The organism is Microtetraspora sp. AC03309 (assembly GCF_020826795.1).
In the GTDB taxonomy this organism is placed as follows: Bacteria; Actinomycetota; Actinomycetes; order Streptosporangiales; family Streptosporangiaceae; genus Microtetraspora; species Microtetraspora glauca.
On the sequence record NZ_JADDIL010000053.1, the window covers coordinates 1 to 18937 of the forward strand.

The following is an 18937-nucleotide window of genomic DNA, read 5'->3' on the forward strand; positions in this document are numbered from 1 at the left end:
GCCCGGCCCCCGCCCGGCCGCCGGGCGTCCGTCAGGCGCGACCTTCGGGTACGGCCGTCACGTACGGCCGTCGCCCCTGAGGAAGTCGCGGATCCGCGCCCAGCGCTCGGCGAACCGCACCTCCGCGCCGTGCTTGGTGGGCTGGTAGTAGCGCCGGTCCCTGAGCTCCTTGGGCGCGTAGTCCTGCCGGACCAGGCCGTGCTCGAAGTCGTGGGGGTACTGGTAGCCCTTGCCGTGGCCCAGCTTGCTCGCGCCGGGATAGTGGGCGTCGCGCAGGTGGGACGGGATCTGCCCGATCAGGCCGCGCCGTACGTCGTCGGCGGCGGCGCCGATGGCCGAGACGACCGCGTTGGACTTGGGCGCCAGCGCGCAGTGGATCACCGCCTGGGCAAGGTTGATGCGGCCCTCGGGAAGCCCGATGAACTCCACCGCCTGCGCGGCCGCCACGGCGACCTGGAGGCAGGTGGGATCGGCCATGCCGACGTCCTCTGAGGCGAAGATCACAATCCGGCGGGCGATGAACCGGGGGTCCTCCCCCGCCTCGACCATGCGGGCCAGGTAGTGCAGGGCGGCGTCGGCGTCCGAACCGCGCATGCTCTTGATGAACGCGCTGATCACGTCGTAGTGCTGGTCGCCCTGCCGGTCGTAGCGGACCGCCGCCTTGTCGACCGCCCGCTCCACGACCTCGACGGTGATCTCGTCGGACAGCAGCGCCGCCGCCTCGAGGTAGGTCAGGGACCGGCGGGCGTCGCCCCCGGCGAGCCGTACGAGCTGGTCGAGGGCGTCGGGGTGCAGTGTGGCGCGCCCGCCGAGGCCGCGCGGGTCGCCGACCGCCCGCTCCAGGACGGCCCGCACGTCGTCTTCGGTCAGCGACTCCAGGGTGAGGAGCAGCGACCGGGACAGCAGCGGCGAGATGACCGAGAAGAACGGGTTCTCCGTGGTGGCGCCGATGAAGGTGACCCAGCGGTTCTCGACCGCCGGGAGCAGCGCGTCCTGCTGGGCCTTGTTGAAGCGGTGCACCTCGTCGACGAAGAGGACGGTCTGCCGGCCGCTCATGCCGAGCTCGCGGCGGGCCTGGTCGATCGCGGCGCGTACGTCCTTGACGCCGGCGGAGACGGCGGAGATCTCCACGAACCGGCGCTTGGTGGCGCCCGCCACGACATAGGCGAGTGTGGTCTTTCCGGTGCCCGGCGGCCCCCACAGGAACAGGGACATGGGGGCCTCGCTCTCGACCAGGCGGCGCAACGGTGTGCCCTGGCCGAGCAGGTGGCGCTGTCCGATCACCTCGTCCAGACCGCGTGGTCGCATCCGGACGGCCAGCGGTTCCTGGCCTCTGTGGGCCTCCTCGGCCATCGAATCGAACAGACTGTCCACAACCTCGACTCTAGCCGCCCCAGACCGCCGTCGCCCCGCTGTGCCCGGCGCGTACGACGTAGTAACCGGCGACGACCGCGAGGACCACGGAAGCGGCGGACAGCACCGTGCCGGCGGCCTTCGGCCACTTCCTGGCGCCGAAGACGAGCAGCAGGGCGACGACGCCCAGTGCGGCCGTACTGATCAGCAGGGGGTTGGCGAAGCTCTCGTGCGCGGCGACGGCGGGCGACGTCCGCCCCTCGAAGAGATTCCTCTCGAACGCCTCGCCGCTCTCCTTCGCCACGAAGACGGCGACGGGAGCGCCGACCGCCGTCAGGACGAGCATCCAGTCGAACTTCCCGCGGAACCTCGGCAGCGCGGCGTGGGCGACCGACAGGAGGGCCAGCAGCGGTGTCAGCACGACCGCCGCGTGGACGAGCAGGGGGTGGACGGGCAGGCCGAGGATCTCGTCGAACATGGGCGTCACTCCTGGCTTCGTGATCGTGGCAGGGTTGTTCCTCACCCTGATACGGATGCGATCACGGCGAGGTTCTCAAAGAGATCTGAGAACAATCTGAATTTCTCCCCTCCCTGGAGGGAGGGGATTCCCACCCTCACAGATCGGCCTTCCCACGTCACCACCGGTCGCCCGCGTGCGAGCGACCCGTGGCCCGGTCAGGTGACGGTCCTGCCCCTCCTCGGACGGGTCGCGGGGTCGGGCGGCGCGGCCGCGGGCGCGTCCGCGAGCTTCTCCAGCGCCAGCCGCACCGCCGTGTCGAGCTGCGGGTCGGCGCCGGCGGCCCAGTCCGCGGGTGTGTTCAGCACCTCCACGTCGGGCGTGGCCCCCCGGTTCTCCAGCTCCCAGCCGTACCCGCGGATCCAGTTCGCGTATCCGGGGACGGTGAAGGAGGTGCCGTCGCCCAGGCGGTGCCATCCGTCGTAGCCGATCACCCCGCCCCACGTCCTGGTCCCCACCACCGGCCCGAGGCCGAGGGTCTGCGCGGCTCCAGTGATGATGTCCCCGTCGGAGCACGTCGCCTCGTCGCACACCACGACCACCGGACCCCGAGGCGCGTCCATCGGATAGCTCTGCGGCCGCAGGTGGCGGCTCATCTCCCAGCCGACGATCCGCCGCGACAGCTTCTCCAGCACGAGCTGGGAGGTGAACCCCCCGCGGTTTCCCCTGAGATCGACGACGAGGACGTCCCGCACCAGCTCGCGGCCGAGGTCCCGGTGGAGTTGCGCCCAGCCGGACGCGTCCATGTCGGGGACGTGCAGATAGCCCGCCCTGCCCCCGCTCAGCCGCCGCACCCGCTCCCTGCGCTCCGCCACCCAGGCGTGGTAGCGCAGCGTGCGGTCGTCCCACAGCGGGACCACCGCCACCCGGAACACCCTGGCGCCCGACTCGACCGTGAGCTCGACCGGCCGGCCCGCCGTGTCCACCAGCAGAGGGGCCGGGCCCGTACGCGGGTCGACCGGGCGGCCGTCCACCGCGAGGACCGCGTCGCCGGGCCGTACGCCGGAACCGGCGAGCGGGGACCGGGCCTGCGGGTCGGAGGACTCCGCGGGCAGGATCCTGCGGACCCGCCAGAGGCCGTCGGTGTCAGGGGCGAGATCGGCGCCCAGCATCCCGACGGGCCTGAAGGACCCGCCGGACGGCCCCGGCCGCACGTACGCGTGCGAGGACGCCAGCTCGCCCAGGGCCTCGCCGAGCACGTCGGCGAACTCGTCGGCGCCGGAGATCCGGTCCAGCCAGGGGCGGTACGCGGCGAGCACGGCCGGCCAGTCGACGCCCGCGAGGTCCGCCACCCAGAAGTGGTCGCGCACCAGCCGCCCGGCCTCCGCGTACGCCTGCCGCCAGCGGCTCCGCGGATCGACCTCGACCCTGATCCTGCGCAGGTCCACCTCGGCCGGGTCTTCGGCCCCGCCGGTGACCTTCATGGCGTGGCCGTCGATGTACGCGACGCGCCCGCCGTCGCCGCTGACCGAGAAGGCGTCGGCGTTCGCGACCTCCTCGCACGCGCGCTTCCCGAGGTCGAACCGTTCGAGGACCGTCCGTGGCCGCGTCGCGTCCTGCCCGGTGCCCAGGGAGCCTCGGAGCGGGTGGCGCAGCCAGGCCAGACCGTCCTTGACGGCCTGGAGGCTCGAGTAGTGGGCCTCGGGGACCGGCAGGGCGACCACCCGGCTCGCCATCCCCTCGGTGTCCACGACGATGTCCGCGCGGCCGCCCTCCTCCGGCTCGGCCGGGCGCCCGTCCACGGAGGGCGCGAACGGCGAGTGCGTGCTGCGGGCGAGCGGCAGCAGGAAGGGCCGGGAGCCGACGGGGAAGGCCAGGTCGAAGCTGTGCACGTCGAAGATCGGGTCGAAGCCCCGCATGGACAGGAAGGCCAGATATCTCCCGTCGGGTGTGAACACCGGCTCGGTGTCGCTGAACCGGCCGTCGGTGACCTCGACGATCACCGGAACCGCGTCCGTGCCGTCCGCACGGTCAGTGCCCTCCGCGCTGTCCGTCCTGGCCGCGCCATCCGTCCTCGCCGCGTCTTTCGCGACGGACGCGGACGGCCTGGGCACCCGGGCCATCCGGATCGCGCGCAGCAGGCCCACCTCGGGATGCGACCAGGCCAGCCAGGCGGAGTCGGGTGAGAACCTCGCCCCGCTGAGCGGGCCGCACGCCGACCGCGCCAGCTCCGTCACCTCGCCGCTCGCCACGTCCACGAGCAGGAGCCCGCCGTCGTGGGTGGTCACCGCGATCGTGGCTCCGTCCGGCGCTCCTGTGATCTCCAGTACGCGCCCGAGCCGGCCGCCGGCGATGCTCCTGACCGTGCCGCCGGGTTCCACGAGTTCGATCCCGTCCTCGCCGCCGGCGTCGCTCACCCATGCGACCGGCCCGTTGCCGCGCCGCGGTGCCTCCTCCCCCTCCTGGCCCCGTACGGCGCCGAGCACGATGGGGAGCCTGGCCCGGACTCCCGGACGTGCGGTCAGGCTTCGCGCCGGCCCGTCCTCGTGCGTCAGCCACAGCACCGTGCCCGCCACCTCCACGGCGCTGGCCCGGCCGGTGGCGTCGCACGACAGGTGCTCCACGGACGGCTGCGCCGCATACGGCCGCCGGCCCGCTCCCGCGCCGCCCAGCGTCACATCGAGGCGCTCCGGGCGGGCGTCGAGGCCGGGGAGGAGCCACAGCTCCCCGGCCCGGCTATACACGATCCGCCGCCCGTCGGTGCTCGCCTGGCGGGCGTAGAAGTCCTCGTGCCAGGTGTGCCGTACGAGGTCGGAGCCGTCCGGGGCGCAGGAGTAGACGTTGCCGACCCCCTCGTGGTCGGAGAGGAAGGCGATCCGGCCCTCGACGATCATCGGTGCGGCGATCTGGCCCTCATGGCCGTCGAGCAGGCGCCGCCCGTTGAACCAGAGCCTGCCGGTGCCGCCTCCCCTGTAGCGCTTCCAGTGCGCCGGGTCGTGTCCCGCCGCCCCGGTGAGCAGCAGTGCGTCCCCCTCCGACACGTGCAGGTCCTCGACCGGCCCGTACGGCTGCCGCGTCGCCGGACCGCCGTCGTCAGGGACCGCGTACGCCCAGGTCCAGAAACCGAAGGGCTGGCCCTGCCCGCTGACGACGGCGACGGTGTGGTCGTCCAGCCAGCCCCGCGACTCCGTGCGGTAGTCCCCCCAGTAGGTGAGCCGCGTGACCGGCCCGCCTCCGATCGGGACCACGTGGATCTCCGGATCGCCGTCGCGCCGGCTCGTCCAGGCGACCCTCGCGCCGTCGGGAGAGAACCTCGGGTGGCTCACCCTGGCCCGGTCGACCGTCAGCCGCCAGGCCCTCCCGCCGTCGAGTGGAGCGATCCAGACATCGTCGTCCGCCACGAAGGTCAGGGATTGCCGGTGAACGTGGGGAAATCGGAGGTAAGGCCCACTTGTCACCACGTAATCGTAACGGGATGGCTCTTTACCGCAAGATCGTGATTTCTGCTACTTGAGATACCTGTGAGTCTCCTGCTTACGCGAACCCGACAGGATCGCCGATAAAGTGACGCATCGCAGTGGTCAAAACAGGTAAAAGGGAAGGCATAACGGTGACCGACACGGACCGGCAGCAGCACCCGGCTTGGCGCAAGGGCAAGGCCAGGCGCACCACCTTCGGCGTCGGCCTCGGTGTGCTCGCACTCGTGGGCGGGCTCGCGGCGTGCAGCGAGTCCAAGGACATTGCCGAGGCGCCCCCTTCGGCCTCGCCTTCCGAGGCTCCCTCGGCCGTCCCGTCGGATCTCCCGAGTGCGACGCCCAGTGTCAAGCCCACGGACCTGCGCAAGGTCACCTGCGAGTACCGCAAGGACGACACCGGCAGCCCGGCGAAGTTCGTCGGGATGCCGCCGAAGCGGCTCAGCAAGGCGGTGATCAACGCCAAGGCGATGACGATTTACACCAACCTCGGCAAGATCGTCCTCGACATCGCCCCCGGCGACACGCCCTGCACGGTGAACTCGTTCGCGTTCCTGGCGAGCAAGAAGTACTTCGACAACACGGTCTGCCACCGCCTCACCACGATCGAGACCAACGGCCTCGGCCTGCTGCAGTGCGGCGACCCCCAGGCCAAGGGCGACGGCGAGAACCCGACCGACGGCACCGGCGGCCCCGGCTACCTGTTCCCCGACGAGAACCTCGGGCCGCAGTACGCCCGCGGCGTGGTGTTCATGGCCCAGGCGGGCGACGCCGCCAACTCCAACGGCAGCCAGTTCGTCATCTCCTACACCGACGAGAACGCCCAGCTTCCGCAGGCGTACACGCCGTTCGGCATCGTCCGCCAGGGCATGGAGGTCGTCGACAAGATCGCCAAGGGTGGGGTCAACACCGCCAAGGACGGCGTCGACATCACCAGCGACGACGGCGGCTCGAACGCGCCCAAGACCAAGGTTGTGATCAAGACCGTCAGGATCTCCTGACCCCGCGCCCGCGGGACGGGAAACGGCCCCTGGTGCCCGGCGATTCGCCGCCGGGCACCAGGGGCCGTTCTCGTATGGGAGACCGCGTCCGGAGCGCGCCGAGGGGCGTCTCCGGCCGTGTCAGGCCTGCGGGGCCGCCTCGCTCTTGGGCTTGGCGTCCACACCGGCCTCCTTGCGCTGGTCGGTCGTGATCGGCGTGGGCGCGCCGGTCAGCGGGTCGAACCCGGAGGCGGTCTTCGGGAACGCGATCACGTCACGGATCGACTCGCCGCCGCTGAGCAGCATGCAGACGCGGTCCCAGCCGTAGGCGATGCCCCCGTGCGGCGGCGGGCCGTACTTGAACGCCTCCAGCAGGAAGCCGAACTTGCTCTCCGCCTCCTCCTTGGAGATGCCCAGCACGTCGAAGACCCGCTGCTGCATCTCGGCACGGTGGATACGGATCGAGCCGCCGCCGATCTCCATGCCGTTGCAGACCATGTCGTACGCGTACGCCAGGGCCTCGCCGGGGTTGTCCTGGAAGTTGTCGGCCCACTCGGGCTTCGGACCGGTGAACGGGTGGTGCACCGCGGTCCAGCCGGTCTCGCGGCCGACCTCGTCGACGACGGGCTCGAACATCGGGGCGTCGACGACCCACAGGAACGACCACTGGGACTCGTCGATCAGGTCGCAGCGGCGGCCGATCTCCAGCCGGGCCGCACCGAGCAGCTCCCGCGAGGGGCCGGGCAGACCGGCGGCGAAGAAGACCGCGTCGCCGGGCTGCGCACCCGTGGCCTTGGCCAGGCCGGCGATCTCCGTTTCGGACAGGTTCTTGGCGACAGGACCGCCGAAGCCGTCCTCCTGGACCAGCACGTACGCGAGGCCGCGGGCGCCGCGGGACTTGGCCCACTCCTGCCAGGCGTCCAGCTCCTTGCGGGTCTGCCCGGCGCCGCCCGGCATCACCACGGCACCGACGTACGGCGCCTGGAACACCCTGAACGTGGTCTCCGCGAAGTATTCGGTCAGATCGACCAGCTCGACCCCGAAACGCAGGTCGGGCTTGTCCGAGCCGTACCGCGCCATCGCGTCGGCGTAGGTGATCCGGGGCAGCGGCGTGGGCAGGTCGTAGCCGATCGTCTCCTTCCAGATGCGGCCGATCAGGGCCTCGCCGAGCTCGATGACGTCGTCCTGGTCGACGAACGACATCTCGATGTCGATCTGGGTGAACTCCGGCTGCCGGTCGGCGCGCAGGTCCTCGTCGCGGAAGCAGCGCGCGAGCTGGTAGTAGCGCTCCAGGCCGGAGACCATGAGCAGCTGCTTGAACAGCTGCGGAGACTGCGGAAGGGCGTACCAGTTGCCCGGCTGGAGCCGTACCGGCACCAGGAAGTCACGGGCCCCCTCGGGGGTGGAGCGGGTGAGGTTCGGCGTCTCGACGTAGACGAACCCGCGCTCCTTCATGACCTCGTTCGCCAGGTACGTCGCCTGCGAGCGGATCTTCAGGGCGTTCGCGATCTGCGCCCGGCGGATGTCGAGGTAGCGGTACTTCAGCCGCGCCTCCTCGGACACCCCGGTGCTGCCCTCGATCGGGAACGGCAGCGGCGCGGCCTCGCTCAGCACCTCGACCTCGGAGGCGACGACCTCGACGGCGCCGGTCGGCAGGTCGGGGTTCTCGTTGCCCTCGGGGCGCACCCGGACCTCGCCCGTCACCTTGACGCAGTACTCCGAGCGCAGGTCGTGGGCGTGGTCCTCCTCGCGGAAGACCACCTGGGCGGAGCCGGAGGCATCCCGCAGATCGATGAAGACGACACCGCCGTGGTCCCGGCGTCGGGCCACCCAGCCCGCCAGCGTCACCCGCTGGCCTGCATGCTCCCTACGAAGCGTCCCTGCTTCGTGACTGCGGATCACGAGAATTTCCCCTTCAGGATGTCGACGACCTCGGCGATCGGCACCGCGGTCTGCTCGGCTGTGGTCAGGTCCTTGAGCTGTGCGGCTCCCGCCTCGAGATCTCGGTCGCCGAGGATCAGGGCGTACCGGGCGCCGCTGCGGTCGGCGGCCTTCATCGCGCCCTTGACGCCGCGCCCCCCGAAGGCCATGTCGACGGACAGGCCGGCCCGGCGCAGCTCGGCCACGAGCGTGAACACCCGGCGCCGCGCCTCCTCGCCGAGCGGTACGGCGAAGACGTCCATCGTGCCCGGCCGCTCGGTGAGCAGGCCCTCCGCCTCCATCGCGAGGACCGTGCGGTCCACCCCGAGGGCCCAGCCCACGCTGGGCAGCGGGGGTCCGCCGATCATCTCGCTCAGCCCGTCGTAGCGGCCCCCTCCGCCGACGGCCGACTGGGCGCCGAGGCCGTCGTGCACGAACTCGAAGGTCGTCCTGGTGTAGTAGTCGAGGCCGCGGACCAACCGGGGGTCGTCGGTGTAGGAGACGCCCACGTCGGACAGCAGGCCGCGGACCTCCTCGTGGTAGGCCTTGCAGGCCCCGCACAGGTGGTCGGTCACCAGCGGCGCGTCCGCGAGCTGGGACTGGACGTCGGGACGCTTGTCGTCGAGCACCCGCAGCGGGTTGATCTCGATGCGCTGGCGGGTCGGCTCGTCCAGGTCGAGCCCCCGCAGGAACTCCTGCAGCGCGGCGCGGTACGCGGGACGGCACTCGCGGCAGCCCAGCGAGTTCAGCAGCAGCCGCACGTTCCGCAGGCCCAGCCCGGCGTAGCCGTCCACCGCGAGCACGATCAGCTCGGCGTCGAGCGCCGGGTCCTCACCGCCCAGCGCCTCGGCGCCCACCTGGGAGAAGTGGCGGTACCGGCCCTTCTGGGCGCGCTCGTAGCGGTAGTAGCTGCCGGAGTACCACAGCTTGACGGGCAGCGGGCCGCCCGGCAGGCCGTGCTCGATCACCGCGCGCACCACGGACGCGGTGCCCTCGGGACGGAGCGTGATGGACCGCCCGCCCTTGTCCTCGAACGTGTACATCTCCTTGGTCACGATGTCGGTCGACTCGCCGACACCGCGGGAGAACAGCCGGGTGTCCTCGAAGGCGGGCGTCTCGATGTAGCCGTAGCCCGCCCGGCGGGCCGGCGCGGACAGCGCGTCGCGTACGGCGAGGGCCCACTCGGAGCGCGGCGGCATCCAGTCGAAGGTGCCCTTCGGCGCTTGAAAGCTCATTACAGTCCCCTGGTCGGGCCGGCGTGCGGCGCGTCCCCGCCCGAAGCCTGCTCCTCGTGCAGGCCCCTGAGATAAGGGTTGGTCGCGCGCTCGCGGCCAATGGTCGTCTGCGGTCCGTGACCGGGCAGGACCGTCGTCTCGTCCGGCAGCGGCAGGCACACCGTGGCCAGGCTGCGCAGGATCGTCGCGTAGTCACCGCCCGGAAGGTCGGTACGGCCGATGGAGCCGGCGAACAGCAGGTCTCCCGAGAACATGATCTCAGGTACCCGGAACGTCACCGACCCCCTGGTATGGCCGGGCGCGTGGTCGACCGTGATCTCCAAACCAGCGAGTTTCAGCGTCGCGCCGTCCGACAGCTCCCTGACGTCGTCGGGCTCGGTGAACTCCAGGCCGCCGAACAGCATCTGCCTGGTCTGCAGGGACAACCCCTTGGCCGGATCCGACAGCAGTTCGCGGTCCTCGGGGTGGATCCACGCGGGGACGTCACGCGCTCCGCAGACGGGCACGACCGACCACATGTGGTCCATGTGGCCATGGGTGAGCAGCACCGCGACCGGCTTCAGCCGGTGCTCGCGCAGAACCTCGTCGAGACCCTCGACAGCGTCCTGACCTGGGTCGATGACGACGCACTCCTCGCCTGCGGCGGGAGCGACGACGTAGCAGTTGGTCTGGAAGGACCCTGCGGGAAACCCGGCGACGAGCACGGAATCGGCCTCTTCGTCTCAGAAGATGTATCAAGGAATGCGCGAGCGAATGTAACCGAAGGGTACCGGTGCGGGTCGGCGGGCTGCGAACCAATACCCGTGTGCCGATACGATTCGCCCACCTCAATAGTCATTCTTGGACAGTCGGGAGGACGAAGTGGGCACCGGCAAGGACCGCCAGAAGCAGCTGGCCCGTGAGCATTACCAGCGGCAGGCGCAGGCGAGACTTGAGCGGCAGCGCAAGTCTCGGCGCACCGCGCTCATCGGGACGAGCACCGCCGTCGTGGTCGTGATCGGCGCGGCCGTGGGCGCGGTCGCGCTGATGGGCGGCGGTGACGACGCCACCGCGACGGCCAAGCCGACCACGGCGGCGGCGGAGCCCAAGGCGTACGACCCGTCGACGGGGACGTGCACCTACGTCGCGTCCGCCCCAGGAGAGCAGGTCAAGAACGTCGGCACGCCGCCGGAGAAGATCAGCACCGCGCCGGCGACCATGACGATCAAGACGAACTACGGCGACATCGTCGCCACGCTCGACTCCGTCAACGCGCCCTGCACGGTCAACTCGTTCAAGTACCTCGCGTCGAAGGACTACTTCGACAACACGAGATGCCATCGGCTGGGCACCACGTTCCCCATCCTGCAGTGCGGCGACCCGCTCGCGAAGGCGGACGGCAAGAACGCGACCGACGGCCAGGGCGGCCCCGGCTACCGGTTCGTCGACGAGAACCTCGCGGGCGCCAAGTACAACCGCGGCGTGCTCGCCATGGCCAACAGCGGCCCCGCCACGAACGGCAGCCAGTTCTTCATCGTGTACGGGGAGACCGGCCTGAGCGCCGACTACACACCTTTCGGTACGGTGACGAAGGGGCTGGAAATCCTGGACAAAGTGGCCAAGCGCGGGATCATCGCTGGAGCCCAGAACGACGGAACGGGCGCACCCAAGCAGCCCGTCGAAATCAAAGACGTGACAATAAACAGCAAGAGCTGACGTAATACAACCAAGGGCACAGTGAAGCCCTGGAGGCTGATTCGAGTGCGGGAGGACACCGTGACCACCGACCCGTGGGGCCGGGTAGACGACGACGGCACCGTCTACGTGCGTACGGCCGAGGGCGAACGAGCCGTCGGGTCCTGGCAGGCCGGTGAGCCGGAAGAGGCTCTCGCCTACTACCACCGCAAGTACGAGGAGCTGGCCGGGCAGGTCCAGCTCCTCGAACAGCGGGTGAAGGGCACCGACCTGCCGCCCGCGCAGGCGGAGGCGAACATCCTGAAGCTCCGCGAGGCGGTCGCCGAGGCGCATGCGATCGGCGACCTGGGCGCGCTCCAGGACCGCCTCGGCGCGCTCAGCGACCTCGTCGGCAAGCGCCGGGAAGAGGTGAAGGCCGCGCGCGACCAGGCACGGGTCCAGGCCCGCGAGGTCAAGGAGCGGATCGTCGCCGAGGCGGAGCGGATCGCCGAGGACGCCACCCACTGGAAGTCCGGTGGCGAGCGCCTGCGGCAGCTCGTGGACGAGTGGAAGGCCGCCGAGCGGATCGACCGCGCCACCGAGGCGGGCCTGTGGAAGCGCCTGTCCGCCGCCCGTACGGCGTTCGCCAAGCGGCGCAAGGCGTACTTCTCCTCGCTCGACGAGCAGCGTGACGCGGTGCGCGGCGCCAAGGAGCGCATCGTGGCCGAGGCGGAGGCCCTGGCGGCCTCGACCGACTGGAACGCGACGGCCGCCGCCTACCGCGAGCTGATGCGCCAGTGGAAGAACGCCGGCCGCGCCTCGCGCGAGGTGGAGGACGAGCTCTGGGGCAGGTTCAAGGGCGCCCAGGACCAGTTCTTCCACGCCAGGTCGGCCGTCTTCGCCGAGCGGGACGCCTCGTTCGCGGCCAACGCCGAGGCGAAGGAGGCGCTGCTCGCCGAGGCGGGCAAGCTGCTGCCCGTCACGGACGCCAGGAGCGCCCGCGGCGTCCTGCGCGGCATCCTGGAGCGCTGGGAGGCGGCCGGCCCGGTGCCGCGCGAGCAGCGCGACCGGCTCGAAGGCGGCCTGCGCAAGATCGACGACGCGGTCCGCAAGGCCGAGGAGAACGAGTGGCGTCGCTCGAACCCCGAGGCCAGGGCCCGCGCGCAGGACACGGTCAACCAGCTCCGCAAGTCCATCGAGCAGCTCGAGACCCGGCTGTCCAAGGCGCAGGCCGCGGGCAGGGACAAGGACGTCAAGGAGACCGAGGAGGCCCTGACCGCCCGGCGTTCGTGGCTTGAGGAGGCCGAGCGCACGCTCGCCGAGTTCTCCTGATCCGGCTCGTTCACACGTCGACCCCCGCCGCGCGTTCGCGACGGGGGTCGACGTGTGAACGAGCCAGTGCGCTCATTCGAGTGGTTCGAGTGGTTCGAGTGGTTCGGGTGGTCCGGGTGGTTCGGGTGGTTCGAGGTGCGGCCGGTCAGTTCGTCACGCGGTAGACGTCGTAGACGCCCTGGATGTTGCGCACCGCCTTGAGCACGTGGCCGAGATGCTTGGGATCGCCCATCTCGAAGGTGAACTTGCTCACCGCGACGCGGTCCCTGCTGGTGGCCACCGTGGCGGACAGGATGTTCACATGCTGGTCGGACAGGGTCCGGGTGACGTCCGACAGGAGCCGGGGCCGGTCCAGTGCCTCGACCTGGATCGCGACGAGGAAGACCGAGTCGTCTCCCGGCGCCCACGACACCTGCACGAGCCGGTCGGGCTGCTCGTTGAGCTGCTCCACGTTCGGGCAGTTGTTCCGGTGGACCGAGACCCCGTGCCCGCGCGTGACGAAGCCCACGATGTCGTCACCGGGAACCGGCGTACAGCACCGCGACAGCCGTACCCACACGTCCGGGTCGCCGGCGACGTTGACACCGGCGTTGGAACCTCCCCTGGGGCGTCCTCTGAGCTTCGTGGGGACCGCCGCCTCGGCGATGTCCTCCTCTGCCCCCTCGACGCCTCCGAGGGATTGCACGAGCTTCTGGACGACCGCCTGGGCACCGGAGTGGCCCTCGCCCACCGCCGCGTAGAGCGCGGACACGTCGGGGTACCTGAGGTCGCGGGCGAGCGCGAGGAGCGCCTCCCCCGACATCAGGCGCTGGAGCGGCAGCCCCTGCTTGCGCATCGCCCGCCCGATGGCCTCCTTGCCGGCCTCGATCGCGGTCTCCCTGCGCTCCTTGGAGAACCACTGGCGGATCTTGTTGCGGGCCCGGCCGCTCTTGACGAACTTCAGCCAGTCGCGGGACGGTCCGGCGTCCGGGGACTTGGAGGTGAAGATCTCCACCGTGTCGCCGTTGCCCAGCCGGGACTCCAGCGGCACCAGGCGGCCGTTGACCCTGGCCCCGATGCAGCGGTGCCCCACCTCGGTGTGCACGGCGTACGCGAAGTCGACGGGTGTGGCACCCTCGGGCAGCGCGATCACCTGGCCGCGCGGCGTGAAGACGAACACCTCCGAGACCGACAGGTCGAAGCGCAGCGACTCCAGGAACTCGCCCGGGTCGGAGGTCTCCTTCTGCCAGTCGAGGAGCTGGCGCAGCCAGGCCATGTCGTTGACCTGCTTCCCCTTGGCCGCGGGGCCGGGGGCGCCGTTCATCTCCTCCTTGTACTTCCAGTGGGCGGCCACGCCGTACTCCGCCCGGTGGTGCATGGCGCGGGTGCGGATCTGCAGCTCGATCGTCTTGCCCTCTGGCCCCATGACCGTCGTGTGCAACGACTGGTACATGTTGAACTTGGGCATCGCGATGTAGTCCTTGAACCGCCCGGGCACCGGCCTCCACTGGGCGTGGATCGTTCCGAGGGCCGCGTAGCAGTCGCGCACGGTGTCCACCAGTACGCGGATGCCCATCAGGTCGTAGATGTCCTCGAACGCGACGTCCTTGGCGATCATCTTCTGGTAGATCGAGTAGTAGTGCTTCGGGCGGCCCTTCACCGTCGCCCGGATCTTGGCCTCGCGCAGGTCGCCGGAGACCTTCTCGATCACGTCCTGCAGGAACAGGTCCCGGCGCGGCGCGCGCTCGGACACCATCCGGGCGATCTCGTCGTACCGCTTCGGATAGAGCATGGCGAACGCGAGGTCCTCTAGCTCCCACTTGATGGTGTTCATGCCGAGCCGGTGGGCCAGCGGCGCGAAGATCTCCAGCGTCTCGCGGGACTTCTGCTGCCGCTTGTGCTCGGGCAGGTAGCGCATCGTGCGCATGTTGTGCAGCCGGTCGGCGAGCTTGATGACCAGCACCCGGATGTCGCGCGCCATGGCGACGACCATCTTCCTGACGGTCTCCGCCTGCGCCGCGTCGCCGAACTTGACCTTGTCCAGCTTGGTGACGCCGTCGACGAGCAGGGCGATGCTCTCGCCGAAGTCGGCGCGCAGCTCCTCGAGGCTGTAGGCGGTGTCCTCCACGGTGTCGTGCAGGAGCGCGGCGCAGAGCGTCTCGTCATCCGTGCCGAGCTCGGCCAGGATCGTCGCCACGGCCAGCGGGTGCGTGATGTAGGGATCGCCGCTCTTGCGCTTCTGGTCGCGGTGGTGATGCGCGGCGACATCGTACGCGCGCTCGATCAGCCGGAGGTCCGCCTTGGGATGGGTCGCGCGAACCGTCTTGAAGAGCGGTTCCAGAACCGGATTCATAGCACCCCACTGCCCCCCGAACCGCGCCCGCCGGCGTCGCACGGCAGGCGCGGGTCTCTCCTCCGCGGCCTCCGATGCGTCGCGCGCGGCTACGGTCTCCTCGGCCTCGGCGGGCCGGGATTCGCTCCGGGCCCGCACGCCGTCGGGCACGACCACATCACGGGGCACACAGACTCCTCACGTCGAGTCCAGGCTCCCCAGTGTATCCGCGTCGTCTGCCCGCTTTTCGCCTGGATGCGCCCGAATCAGACGACCACCAGGGAACGGACCTCCAGACCAGGCAGCCGGTCACGGCCGGAGAGGAAGGACAGCTCCATCAGGACGGACACCGCGACGACGTGGGCGCCCGATCTCCTGACCAGCTCCACCGTCGCGTTCGCTGTGCCGCCCGTGGCGAGCACGTCGTCCACGATCAGCACCCGCTCACCCGGAACGAAGGCATCAGTGTGCACTTCCACCGTCGCGGAGCCGTACTCCAGATCATAGTTCGCCGCGAGCGTCTGGGCAGGCAGTTTGCCCTTCTTGCGTACGGGGACGAAACCGGCGCCCGCCCGGTACGCCACCGGGGCGGCCAGGATGAAGCCGCGCGCCTCGATGCCGACCACCTTGTCGAACGTCAGGCCGCTTCCCAGCTCATCCACGACCTGCACGAACGCGCCATGATCGGCCAGCAGCGGGGTGATGTCCTTGAACAGGACTCCCGGCTTCGGGTAGTCGGGAACGTCCCGGATCAGGGAAACCCACTCAGTCATTTCCAACCCACTTCATGAGGACGGCGCCCCCGCGTCCCTCCCATGATGCCGGGCATCCCGGGAGGCGGCACAGGAGCGCCGTCACCGTCTCTGTCTACCTAACGCTTCTTGCGCTTTCCGTCATCCGTGGTCGCGACCCCGTTCTGGGATCCCGCCACCACGGGCTGCTTGGCGCTCGCGGCCGCCGCCTTCGCGACGGACGCCTCCCGCTGGGCCACACGTTCGGCGAGCTTCCGCCACTGCGGCTCGCGCTCCTTCAGCGTGACCAGGATCGGTGTGGCCACGCAGAGCGAGGAGTAGGTGCCGACGATCATTCCGACGAAGAGCGCCAGGGACAGGTCCTTCAGCGTCCCGGCGCCGAGCAGCGTGGTCCCGATGAACAGGATCGCCGCCACCGGCAGGATCGCGACCAGCGAGGTGTTCAGCGAGCGGATCAGCGTGTGGCTGAGCGCGTTGTTCGCGGCCTGCGTGTAGGTCATCTTCGCGCTCGTGCCGATCTTGCCCGTCACCTCCTTGATCATGTCGAAGACGACGACCGCGTCGTACAACGAGTAACCGAGGATCGTGAGGAAGCCCAGCATGGTGGCCGGGGTGACCTCGAAGCCCGACCAGGCGTAGATGCCGGCCGTGATCACGAGGTCGTGCACGAGGGCCACGATGGCGGCGAGCGCCATCCGCCACTCGAACGCGAGGCTGAGGTACAGCATGATCGCGAGCATGAAGACGGCCAGGCCGATCCAGGCCTTCTGCATGACCTCGCCGCCCCAGGTGGCACCGATGACCTGGGTGCTGACATCGTCGGCCTTGAGGTGGTACTTGTCCGCGACGGCCTGCTGGACCTTGGGAACCTCGTTGGTGTCGAGGCTCTCGGTGGTGACCCGCCAGTTCGGCCCGGCCTCCTGGACGATGACCTGGTGGACACCCGCGTCCTTGATGGTCGTCCTGACCTCCTCGACGCTCGAGTTCGTGGCGCGGGGGAAGTCGAAGACCGACCCGCCCTTGAACTCCACGCCGAGGTTGAGGCCGTGGATGACCATGCCGACAATGGAGACGATCATCAGCAGGGCCGAGAGGCCGTACCAGAGCTTCCGCTTGCCGACGAAGTCGATGTTGATGTCGCCGCGGTACAGGCGGCTGATAATGCCCGGCATCACGCCTCCTGCAGGTGCTCGGCACCGCTGTTGGTACGGCCCATACGCTCGGCGTCGAGACCGGACAGCTTGTGGCCCTTGGAGAAGAACTTCATCCTGGCGGCCAGCGACATGAGGGGCTTGGTGAACAGGAAGACCACGATGATGTCGATGAGCGTGGTCAGGCCCATGGCGAACGCGAATCCGGCGACGCCGCCGACCGCGAGGAAGTAGAGCACCACCGCGGCGATGAACATGACCGCGTCGGCGACCAGGATCGTCCGCTTCGCCCGCCGCCAGGCGACCTCCACGGCGGCGCGGAGGGTGCGGTGGCCTTCCTTCATCTCGTCACGGATGCGTTCGAAGTAGACGATGAACGAGTCCGCGGTGATGCCGATCGAGACCACGAGGCCGATGATGTGCGGCAGCGACCATCGGAAGCCGACGTTCGCGCTGAGGACGGCCACCGAGAAGTAGGTGACGATCGTCGCGATGCCGAGGCTCGCGATGCCGATGGCGCCCAGCCCTCGGTAGTAGAGCAGCAGGTAGAGCATGACGATCAGCAGGCCGATGGCGCCGGACACGAGACCGCCGCGGAGCTGGTCCTGGCCGAGTGTGGACGAGACGGAGACGACGGAGCTCTGCACGAACTTGAGCGGCAGCGCGCCGTACTTGAGCTGGTCGGCCAGTTCGGTCGCGCTCTGCTGGTTGAAGCTGCCCGAGATCTCGGTCTTGCCGCCGGGGATCCGGCCGTTCGAGGCGGGAGCCGTGATCACCAGTCCGTCGAGGACGACGCCGATCTGGTTGCGCGGCTGCTGCGCGCCGAACGCCTTGGCGGTGAGGTCGCTCCACTGCGACGCGCCCTGGCTCTTGAAGTCGAGGTTGACGACCCACTCGCCGGTGTCCTGGCGCACGCCCGACGACGCGGTGGTGATCTGCGAACCCTGGACCGCGGCCTTGTCGAGGATGTACCTCGCGCTGCCGTCCTGGCTGCAGGCCACGATCTGCTTGTTCGGGTCGTCCTGGGCGCCCTGGCCCCTGTTCTTCGCGGTGCAGTCGATCGTCCGGAACTTCTGCAGCATGGCCGGGTCGATGCCGCTGAGGTCCTGCCCGGCGAGCGGGTCCTCCTCGCTCGGCGTGACCGACGGTGTGGGCGACGGGGTCGCCTTGGCGCGTGTCCCCGCACCGGTCTTCTCACCGGTCGCGGTATGCGACCTGGCGCGCCTCGTCACGGTGGGCGTCGGAGTCGGCTCGGCGAGAGCCTTCGACAGCGCGCGACCGGCGGGCGAGGTCCCGGTGGACGGGGTGACCGCGGACGGGCTCGGCGTGGCGGCCGTGGTGGGCAGAGTGGTCGGCGGCGTCGTGGCCGCGGCGACCGCGAGCACCTGGCGGAAGCGCATCTCCGCCGTGGTGGCGACCAGCTTGATGGCCTCGTCGCGGCCGGCGCCGGGCACCGAGATGACGATGTTGTCGCCGGATCTGGCGACCTCCGCGTCCGAGATGCCGGTGCCGTTCACGCGGTCCCGGATGATGTTGACGGCCCGGTCGAGGCTCTCCTGCGGAGGCGCCTTGCCGTCGGTGGTCACGGGCGACAGCGTCACCGTCGTGCCACCCGCGAGATCGAGACCGAACTTGGGGACGAATGCCTTCTGCAAGGCGATCGTCGCCCCCATGGCGAGGATGATCGCCAGAAGAACCAGGAGCGTGCGTCCCGGCTTGATCTGGCTACTGGTCGGTGGGGCCACTGGTGGTCGATTCTTTCGTCAAGGGATCTTCAGTGAGCGTACTCAGGACTGCTTGGTGCTCGAATCCTTGGCGCCCCCGTCTTCGGGGGTCTCGGTCACCGGCTCGTCCTTGTCTTTCTGAATGTCCTCATGGGCGTCCTTCTGAACGCCCTCTTCCGCCACGGACTGGGCAGAATCCGGCTCGGCGTCGTCAGCGTCCTCAACGGGAGTGACAACGCGGCCGATCGCCGCCTTGACCCATCGCGTCTCCACGCCCGGCGCGATCTCCAGGATGACGTCCTCGTCCTGAAGGCCCACCACGGTGCCGAACAGACCGGTGGTCGTCATGACCCGTGCGCCCGGAGCGAGCGAGTTCTGCATGGACAGCTGCTCCTGCTGCCGCTTGCGCTGCGGGCGGATCAGCAGGAAGTAGAACACCACTACCAGCAAGATCAGTGGCAGAAACGTCCCAAGCGGGTTGTTGCCCACGGGGGCCACCCTTTCCATTACGTGATGAACCGGCTTGACGCCGGAGGTCCTGTTTCGCGTTTGAGCGCGGCTGCCACGTCGCTGAGAAGCGTCAGCGTAAGCGGCCA

General features: G+C 69.9%; 14 protein-coding genes. 3 read left to right on the forward strand and 11 right to left on the reverse strand.

Features of this window, described 5'->3' with window-relative positions; genetic code table 11:
* Positions 1 to 57: 57 nt before the first annotated feature.
* The 3 genes from IMZ11_RS27410 to IMZ11_RS27420 all read right to left on the reverse strand — a co-directional run bounded on the left by IMZ11_RS27410 (position 58) and on the right by IMZ11_RS27420 (position 5211).
* Entirely contained in the window at positions 58 to 1353 is a 1296-nt protein-coding gene (locus IMZ11_RS27410; RefSeq protein WP_228645345.1) for a replication-associated recombination protein A, read from the reverse strand.
* 31 nt (positions 1354 to 1384) lie between these two features.
* Positions 1385 to 1831, reverse strand: coding sequence for a DUF2231 domain-containing protein (locus IMZ11_RS27415; RefSeq protein WP_228645297.1), 447 nt, complete (start codon positions 1829 to 1831; stop codon positions 1385 to 1387).
* A 197-nt stretch (positions 1832 to 2028) separates the two neighbouring features.
* The gene (locus IMZ11_RS27420) at positions 2029 to 5211 is read right to left on the reverse strand and encodes a S41 family peptidase (RefSeq protein ID WP_228645298.1); all 3183 of its coding nucleotides are present in this window, start codon (positions 5209 to 5211) and stop codon (positions 2029 to 2031) included.
* A gap of 209 nt (positions 5212 to 5420) precedes the next feature.
* Here IMZ11_RS27420 and IMZ11_RS46350 point away from each other — a divergent pair, with 209 nt between their 5' ends.
* The gene (locus IMZ11_RS46350; RefSeq protein ID WP_228645299.1) at positions 5421 to 6284 is read left to right on the forward strand and encodes a peptidylprolyl isomerase; all 864 of its coding nucleotides are present in this window, start codon (positions 5421 to 5423) and stop codon (positions 6282 to 6284) included.
* Positions 6285 to 6404: 120 nt separating this feature from the next.
* Here the strand turns inward: IMZ11_RS46350 and aspS are convergent, their stop codons facing one another.
* From aspS to IMZ11_RS27440, 3 genes are read right to left on the reverse strand one after another with little or no spacing between them, the layout of a single operon-like run.
* Positions 6405 to 8165 carry an aspartate--tRNA ligase gene (gene aspS, locus IMZ11_RS27430; protein ID WP_228645300.1) on the reverse strand — a complete coding sequence of 587 codons (1761 nt, stop codon included), beginning with the start codon at positions 8163 to 8165 and terminating at the stop codon, positions 6405 to 6407.
* Positions 8162 to 9418 carry a histidine--tRNA ligase gene (gene hisS, locus IMZ11_RS27435; RefSeq protein WP_061257221.1) on the reverse strand — a complete coding sequence of 419 codons (1257 nt, stop codon included), beginning with the start codon at positions 9416 to 9418 and terminating at the stop codon, positions 8162 to 8164. Before hisS ends, aspS begins: the two co-directional genes overlap by 4 nt.
* Positions 9418 to 10122 (reverse strand): MBL fold metallo-hydrolase, encoded by a 705-nt coding sequence (locus tag IMZ11_RS27440; RefSeq protein ID WP_228645301.1) that lies wholly within the window; start codon positions 10120 to 10122, stop codon positions 9418 to 9420. Before IMZ11_RS27440 ends, hisS begins: the two co-directional genes overlap by 1 nt.
* A gap of 157 nt (positions 10123 to 10279) precedes the next feature.
* Here IMZ11_RS27440 and IMZ11_RS27445 point away from each other — a divergent pair, with 157 nt between their 5' ends.
* Together IMZ11_RS27445 and IMZ11_RS27450 are read left to right on the forward strand one after the other, a co-directional pair.
* Positions 10280 to 11113 carry a peptidylprolyl isomerase gene (locus IMZ11_RS27445; protein ID WP_228645302.1) on the forward strand — a complete coding sequence of 278 codons (834 nt, stop codon included), beginning with the start codon at positions 10280 to 10282 and terminating at the stop codon, positions 11111 to 11113.
* Between the two features lie 45 nt (positions 11114 to 11158).
* On the forward strand, positions 11159 to 12403 hold the full coding sequence (locus IMZ11_RS27450; RefSeq protein ID WP_228645303.1) for a DUF349 domain-containing protein: 1245 nt from the start codon (positions 11159 to 11161) through the stop codon (positions 12401 to 12403).
* 145 nt (positions 12404 to 12548) lie between these two features.
* On the opposite strand, the gene IMZ11_RS27455 is transcribed toward IMZ11_RS27450, so the two are convergent.
* The 5 genes from IMZ11_RS27455 to yajC form a co-directional block, all read right to left on the reverse strand.
* Positions 12549 to 14735 (reverse strand): bifunctional (p)ppGpp synthetase/guanosine-3',5'-bis(diphosphate) 3'-pyrophosphohydrolase, encoded by a 2187-nt coding sequence (locus IMZ11_RS27455; RefSeq protein WP_228645346.1) that lies wholly within the window; start codon positions 14733 to 14735, stop codon positions 12549 to 12551.
* Positions 14736 to 14980: 245 nt separating this feature from the next.
* On the reverse strand, positions 14981 to 15487 hold the full coding sequence (locus IMZ11_RS27460) for an adenine phosphoribosyltransferase (protein WP_061257218.1): 507 nt from the start codon (positions 15485 to 15487) through the stop codon (positions 14981 to 14983).
* A 98-nt stretch (positions 15488 to 15585) separates the two neighbouring features.
* Complete coding sequence (secF, locus tag IMZ11_RS27465) at positions 15586 to 16638, reverse strand: protein translocase subunit SecF (RefSeq protein ID WP_228645304.1); 1053 nt, start codon at positions 16636 to 16638, stop codon at positions 15586 to 15588.
* A complete protein-coding gene (secD, locus tag IMZ11_RS27470) occupies positions 16638 to 18362 on the reverse strand; it encodes a protein translocase subunit SecD (RefSeq protein ID WP_308066848.1) in 1725 nt (574 codons plus the stop codon). Before secD ends, secF begins: the two co-directional genes overlap by 1 nt.
* 42 nt (positions 18363 to 18404) lie before the next feature.
* Entirely contained in the window at positions 18405 to 18830 is a 426-nt protein-coding gene (yajC, locus tag IMZ11_RS27475; protein WP_228645305.1) for a preprotein translocase subunit YajC, read from the reverse strand.
* Positions 18831 to 18937: the final 107 nt, after the last annotated feature.